Here is a 6,987-nt window from a genome sequence, read left to right as displayed (position 1 = left end):
GAAAAAGCAGTGGGAACAGCTGACAGCACGCCATAAAGGGGGGAAAGTCGGTGTTTGTGCAGTGATGCGTAAACTCTTACGATTAGCCTATGGCGTGATGAAATCAGGCACATTATTTAACGCAGAAATACCGCTTGCAGTTTAATGACTGAGACGGTATCTGAACTCTGGATAAAGTAATTCTTAATCAAAAATAAAAAAGCCGAACAGTTCCCTATTCGGCTTTCTTCATTCAGAAAATCAAAAGCTAGCCGGTATTGCGCATCCCTGCCGCAACCCCCGCAATCGTCACCATCAATGCCTGTTCAAGATGAGGATCAGGCTGTTCCTGCTGGCGGGAGCGCTGTAATAGTTCTGCCTGTAACACGTTCAGCGGGTCGGTATATACGTTACGCAGTGCAATAGACTCCGCAATCCACGGTAAATCCGCCATTAATTGTTCATCCTGCGAAATCGTCAGCACAGTTTTAATATCCTCTGCCAACTGATTACGCAGCGTTATTCCCAACGGCCACAGTTTTTTATCCACTAAGCGTTGATCATAATATTCCGCCAGCCATAAATCGGCCTTGGCAAATACCATCTCCAACATGGCAATACGAGTATTAAAGAAAGGCCAATCGCGGCACATATCTGCCAATACCGACAGTTTGCCCGCATCAATCACATGTTGCAGCGCTGCTCCCGCGCCCAACCATGCCGGCAGCATCAGCCGATTTTGCGTCCAGGCGAATATCCAAGGGATCGCACGCAGGCTTTCTACACCGCCGGTCAGACGACGTTTGGCCGGCCGCGATCCCAAAGGCAGTTTCGCCAATTCCTGTTCTGGCGTCGCCGCTCGGAAGTAAGGTACGAATTCTGGCTGCTCACGGACGTAATCACGATACATGTCACAGGAAACATCAGAGAGCGTATCCATGACTTGCTTCCATTCCGGTTTTGGCTCTGGCGGCGGCAGTAAATTTGCTTCCAAAATTGCACTGGCATACAACGCCAGACTGCTAATCGTCACCTGTGGCAAACCAAACTTAAAGCGGATCATTTCGCCCTGTTCCGTCACGCGCAGCCCACCTTTCAGACTGCCCGGCGGCTGAGAAAGCAAAGCGGAATGTGCCGGAGCACCACCACGGCCAATCGTACCACCACGGCCGTGGAACAGCATCAGCGTTACGCCTTCCTGCTCACATACTTTGATCAACGCATCCTGCGCTCGATATTGCGCCCATGATGCCGCCATCACTCCCGCATCTTTGGCAGAGTCGGAATAGCCAATCATCACCATCTGCTTATCCTGAATCAGCTCGCGATACCAGCCGATTCCCAGTAATTGCTGGATCACACTTTCCGCATTGTTCAGGTCATCAAGGGTTTCAAACAACGGTGCAACAGGCAATTTCAGTGAGCAACCCGCTTCTTTCAGTAGCAACTTCACGGCCAGTACATCCGAGGGGACTTTCGCCATAGAAATTACATAGGCTGCAATCGCATCTTGTGGCGATTCGGCAATGACCTTACAGGTTTCGAAGACTTCTAGGGTTTCTTCACTTGGCTGCCAACGATGTGGAATAAGCGGACGTTTTGAATTCAATTCACGCAGCAGAAAAGTTTGTTTCTCCGTTTCTGACCAGCTCGCATAATCTCCGAGTTCCAGATATTGTGTCAGCTCGGCAATAGCATCGGTATGACGGGAACTTTCCTGACGGATATCAATACGCACCAATGACAGACCAAAGCAGCGAATGCGGCGCAAGGTATCCAACAATTGGCCATTGGCGATAATTTCCATCCCGCAGGTTTTCAGTGATTGATAGCAGGCATACAGCGGTTGCCACAATTGTTCGTTATGCAGCAGCAAACCCGCAGGTGGCAGGACTTGCTCTCCTTTAAGGTGTTTCTCCAGATACGTCAGCGTGCTATTTAATTGCGTCCGCAATTGTTTGGCAATTTCACGGTAAGGTTCCAGAACCCCATCGCCCCCCGCAAGTTGGCGCAGTTCAGGTGTACACTCCGACATGGAGAGTTCAGAAACTAACACCTGAATATCGTTCAAAAACAGATCCGCTGCTTTCCAGCGACTGAGCAACAGTACATGGCGAGTAATTTCTGCGGTAACGTTGGGGTTCCCATCACGATCGCCGCCCATCCAAGAAGTGAAACGAATCGGCACGGCTTCCACAGGTAAGCTATAGCCAATGGATTCTTCCAATTGCTCATTGAATTCACGCAGAAATGCTGGAACACCTTCCCACAAACTATTTTCCACCACCGCAAATCCCCATTTGGCTTCATCAATCGGAGTGGGGCGAATTTTGCGGATTTCATCGGTATGCCATGATTGGGCAATCAACTGACGTAAACGGCGCATGATATTATTGCGTTCATAATCCGCCAGATCATCATGGTCAAGCTGTGCCAGACAGGCATTCACTTCGACCAGTTTATGAATCAGAGTACGACGGGCAATTTCGGTAGGGTGTGCCGTTAAGACCAATTCAATGGCTAGTTCATTGACTGCTTTTATCAAGTCATCATTGCTGAATTTTTTATCCTTCAGCCGATTGAACAAAGCTTCTAACGCTACAGGATTGCTGGCTGCTTCACCATGCGGTGAAATGCTGTGATATTGTTCGGCAACGTTGGCCAGATTAAGAAACTGGTTAAATGCCCGAGCGACCGGCAATAATTCATCATTAGATAAATTTTGCAGTGTAGACAAAAGTTGCTGCCGATCAGCCTCGTTTCCTGCACGGGATGATTTGGATAATTTCCTTATCGTTTCAACTTTATCAAGAATGCCTTCTCCCAGTGCCTCTTTGATAGTGTTACCCAATAACTTACCGAGCATACTGACATTACTGCGCATTGCAGAATATTGTTGATTCATGTGGTTTCTAACCTTGTGTTGCTATATTTAACCTATTTCACCAGATCGTTGATCGATTCAATCGGCATCCACCCTGTTTGCAGAGCATGTTTTTTTGTTTATTTCTGAGGCTCTATTCATATCAGAAAACGAACAATTTGGGCGAATTTTATGAAATTTAATAGCGGCTTCTTTTTTATAAGCGGCTCTGATTACCTAACTTACGTATGCTCAACAAACAGAAGAATAAGACGTTTTTTATTGATTGGATGGTGATTGAATCGGCTTGTTCCGGTTATCTATCAAACAAGGGTGCAGAAAATAACTTTCCGTAACTGGCAGGGATAAGAATGAGCAATATCCCTGCCGCAAAAACTGACTGCCTAAACTTAAAGAAGCTGTGACAAACGGTTCAAATCCGATTGAATCGCTCCTGCCGTAACATCCCGCCCAGCGCCTGGGCCACGGATCACCAGTGGATTGTCACGATACCAGCGGCTTTCTATCGCAAAGACATTATCCCCTGGCAATAACGAAGCTAAGGGATGATCTGCACGCACGGCTTCGACACCAACTTTTGCTTTACCACTGGTGGCATCAAAGCGAGCGACATAACGCAGTACCATGCCCATTTCCCGTGATGCTTCCAACCGCTGGAGCATCTGCTCATTAATAACGGCACTGTTTTCAAAGAAATCTTCGATGGAACCGGTTCTGGCCTCTACTGGCACGAGGGATTCAACACGCACCTGATCAGGCTCTATCTCATAACCCGCCTCGCGAGCCAGAATAATCAGCTTGCGCATCACATCCTGACCGGATAAATCGATACGGGGATCAGGCTCCGTCAATCCTTGCTGCCACGCCTGCTCCACCAAATCACTGAAAGGCACAGAACCATCAAATTGCAGGAACAGCCACGATAATGTACCTGAAAAAATCCCGCTGATGGACAGAATGGTATCGCCACTTTCCCGCAAATCTCTGACAGAGTGGTTAATCGGCAACCCTGCACCAACGGTCGCATTGTATAACCAATGACGGCCGGTTTTTGCAAAAGCATCGCGGACCATGCGATAAGTGTTACTGTTCGAAGAACCTGCAACTTTATTAGCGCTGATAACATGAAAGCCATAGCTGGCAAAATCAATATAGTCTTTAGCCAACTCCTCGCTTGCAGTGACATCCAACACCACCAAATCGTCATAAGGGTGCGCTCTCATCCACAAAAACAGCGCATCGTCTTCATGTTGAGTGGCTTCATCATCAAAGAATGCCAATGCTCGACTCGCATCAAGTCCCTGATAATTCAGCAAGCTCCGACGACTGTCCACAATTCCCGCCAAAATAAATTCAAAACCACTGCGGGCAGAAATATTCTTCTGTTCACGAGCGAACAATTCTAGCCAGCGTGAGCCAATGTTTCCCTTACCAAACAGCACCAGACCAATGCGTTTTTCTGCCCGGAACAGACTTTGGTGCAATCCCTGAATCAGATGTGAAGTCTGGCTCAGGCGCAAAACAGCAACAAGGCTGATCCCCTCTTCCGCATGCCAGATAAATTCAACGGGCTGGTCTTTAAGCTGCTGATAAAAACGGTGGCTATGCAACGGATTCTTGCACACTCCCGCCCCAACCAAAGCCACCAACGCCAATCCTTCTCGCAAGGACAATTTTCCTGGCAAAGACGCATCCTGCAACACATCGAGAGCACTGTTCACGACTTCAGAGGTATAACAAAGCTGAATCAAATTACAGTCAGCGTGCAGACCTGTCGCCAACGGCCGGACTTGTGCGCGTTTCAGCAATGAATCAATGTCCTTGTAAATCTGCTTGAAATCATGGGCAGAAGAAATGTGCAGCTCAATCAGACAGACATCATCATGACTGGTCACAATTTTCGCCCCAGTACCTGTTGCCAGCACCCGCTCAATGCGGGTAGATCCTTGTTCAGGCTGGTAACTGCAACGCAATTGTAAATCGATATCACTGACGGAAACAGGCTGCAAGGTGCGGGTATGAAGTACGGGTGCCGCCAGGCGCGCCAGTTCACTTGCTTCATCCAAACGCAGTAAAGGCAACAGGCACGCATCCTTAACTTTACGCGGATCAGCACTGTAAACACCCGCTACATCGCTCCAAATCGTTACTTTTTTGGCGCCTGCCAATGCACCAACCTGTGTGGCAGAATAATCGCTGCCATTGCGTCCCAGCAGTACAGTTTCTCCCTTCTGATTTCTGGAAATAAACCCCGTGACCACCAAACGCTTACTGGGATTTTGAATCAGCAGTTGGCTCAGTAAAGGTTGGGACAAGTTCACATCAACCTGCGGCTGGGCAGCGCGTTCTGCCCGCAGAAATTGGCGTGCATCCAACCATGCACTGGAAATACCCTTATGCTCAAGCACCGCAGCCATCAAACGGGCTGACCAGATTTCACCATGCCCGACCACCTCGGCGTACGTAATGTCAGTAATCGGTTTATCCAGCAATACACTTAATCTTTCCAGATCCGAGATAAAATGCGCCACGAGTTCTTCTGCAATCACTTCAGGCAATAAACCTCGGATCAGCTCCTGCTGATAACGCCGCAGTGATTGCTGTACTTGATGCGCTGAAATTCGGTCACTCTGGCTCAGTTTCAACCAATCAATAAGCTGATTGGTTGTGCTCCCTGCCGCCGATACCACCATCAAATCACCCGGCTGGCTATAATTCGCCATAATTTCTGCAACCCGCTGATAGCATTTCACATCAGCAAGGCTGCTGCCGCCAAATTTATGTAACTGGCGGCCGAATTCCGCCCTCGCTGTTGCCAGTGCACTCATGATTAATGATTACCTCGTTGCTGCTGCCTGAAATGCTTTGTCCAGATCCGCAATTAAATCCTGACTATCTTCAATTCCTACAGAGACACGAAGAAGTGAATCCGTGATCCCTGCCTGCGCCCTTGCTTCTGCCGACATTCCCGCATGTGTCATCGTCGCAGTATGAGAAATCAACGACTCTACACCGCCGAGAGATTCAGCCAGAGTAAATAATTTTAACGCAGATAAAAAGTGGCGTAGGGTCTGTTCATCACCATCAAGTTCAAAACTCAGCATCGCCCCGAAGCCTGCTTGTTGTTTAAGGGCAATTTCATGCCCAGGATGATTTTTCAAAGCAGGGTAGTAGAGTTTTTTCACTTGTGGCTGCTGTTGCAGATACTCAGCAATGGCCGCTGCATTATTCTGCTGTAGCATTACCCGTGCAGACAGGGTACGAATACCCCGTAACAGCAGGTAGCTGTCAAAGGCGGCACCGGTGACACCAATATTGTTCGCCCACCACGCCAAATTTTCTGCGATCACGGGATCTTTGGCGATAATCGCCCCCGCAATCAGATCGGAATGCCCATTCAGGTACTTCGTACAAGAGTGGATAACTAAATCAGCGCCCAAATCCAACGGCTTTTGCAATACAGGACTCAAGAAAGTGTTATCAACAATCGCCAGTGCTCCAACTTCATGCGCCAACCCACAGATATATTGAATATCAACAATGCGCAGCAGAGGATTACTCGGCGTTTCTATCAGCACCAGTTTTGGCTTTTGCGCCAGAGCCTGTTTCAGGGCTGGATTATCCGACTGATCAACAAAAATAACGTTGTACGCCCCACGTTTACTCAGACTGTCAAACAGGCGGTAACTGCCGCCATAACAATCATGGGGAGCCACCAATAAATCCCCCGGTTGCAAGAAAACGGTACACAGCAGGTGAATCGCCGACATGCCACTGCTGGTCATGACTGCCCCCGCTCCACCTTCCAGCTCAGCCAGAACCTGCTGAACGACATCTCGACTGGGATTTCCACGTCGGGAATAGTCATGTGCCCTTGGCTCATTGAAACCAGTGAAATTATATGTGCTGGAAAGATAGATAGGCGGAACAACACAACCATATTGTTCATCAATATTTGAACCACTTTGAACCGCGACTGTTGCTTGTTTACATCCCATAACCTTTACCCGTCACTTTATTATTGGAGTCACCAAAGAATAACGACTGGAAAGATGGACGTCAATACATCTAGACATCTAAAATTATTTAAGGTTTAATTGCACAATTGGCTCATTGTCCCCATT

The 6,987-nt window shown here is 48.2% G+C and carries 3 protein-coding genes; all 3 read right to left on the bottom strand.

Features of this window, described 5'->3' with window-relative positions:
• Positions 1 to 247: 247 nt before the first annotated feature.
• The 3 genes from ppc to metB all read right to left on the bottom strand — a co-directional run bounded on the left by ppc (position 248) and on the right by metB (position 6,861).
• Positions 248 to 2,884, bottom strand: a complete 2,637-nt coding sequence (gene ppc / locus NXS07_RS05290) for a phosphoenolpyruvate carboxylase (protein WP_238125760.1) — start codon at positions 2,882 to 2,884, stop codon at positions 248 to 250.
• 368 nt (positions 2,885 to 3,252) lie between these two features.
• Positions 3,253 to 5,691, bottom strand: a complete 2,439-nt coding sequence (locus tag NXS07_RS05285; RefSeq protein ID WP_258086306.1) for a bifunctional aspartate kinase/homoserine dehydrogenase II — start codon at positions 5,689 to 5,691, stop codon at positions 3,253 to 3,255.
• A 9-nt stretch (positions 5,692 to 5,700) separates the two neighbouring features.
• The gene (gene metB, locus NXS07_RS05280; protein ID WP_038213580.1) at positions 5,701 to 6,861 is read right to left on the bottom strand and encodes a cystathionine gamma-synthase; all 1,161 of its coding nucleotides are present in this window, start codon (positions 6,859 to 6,861) and stop codon (positions 5,701 to 5,703) included.
• Between the last annotated feature and the right edge of the window lie 126 nt (positions 6,862 to 6,987).

This window comes from Xenorhabdus bovienii (genome assembly GCF_024721015.1).
Classification (GTDB): domain Bacteria; phylum Pseudomonadota; class Gammaproteobacteria; order Enterobacterales; family Enterobacteriaceae; genus Xenorhabdus; species Xenorhabdus bovienii.
Note: the sequence above shows the minus strand (reverse complement) of the source record. Positions and strands in the feature narration are given on the sequence as shown.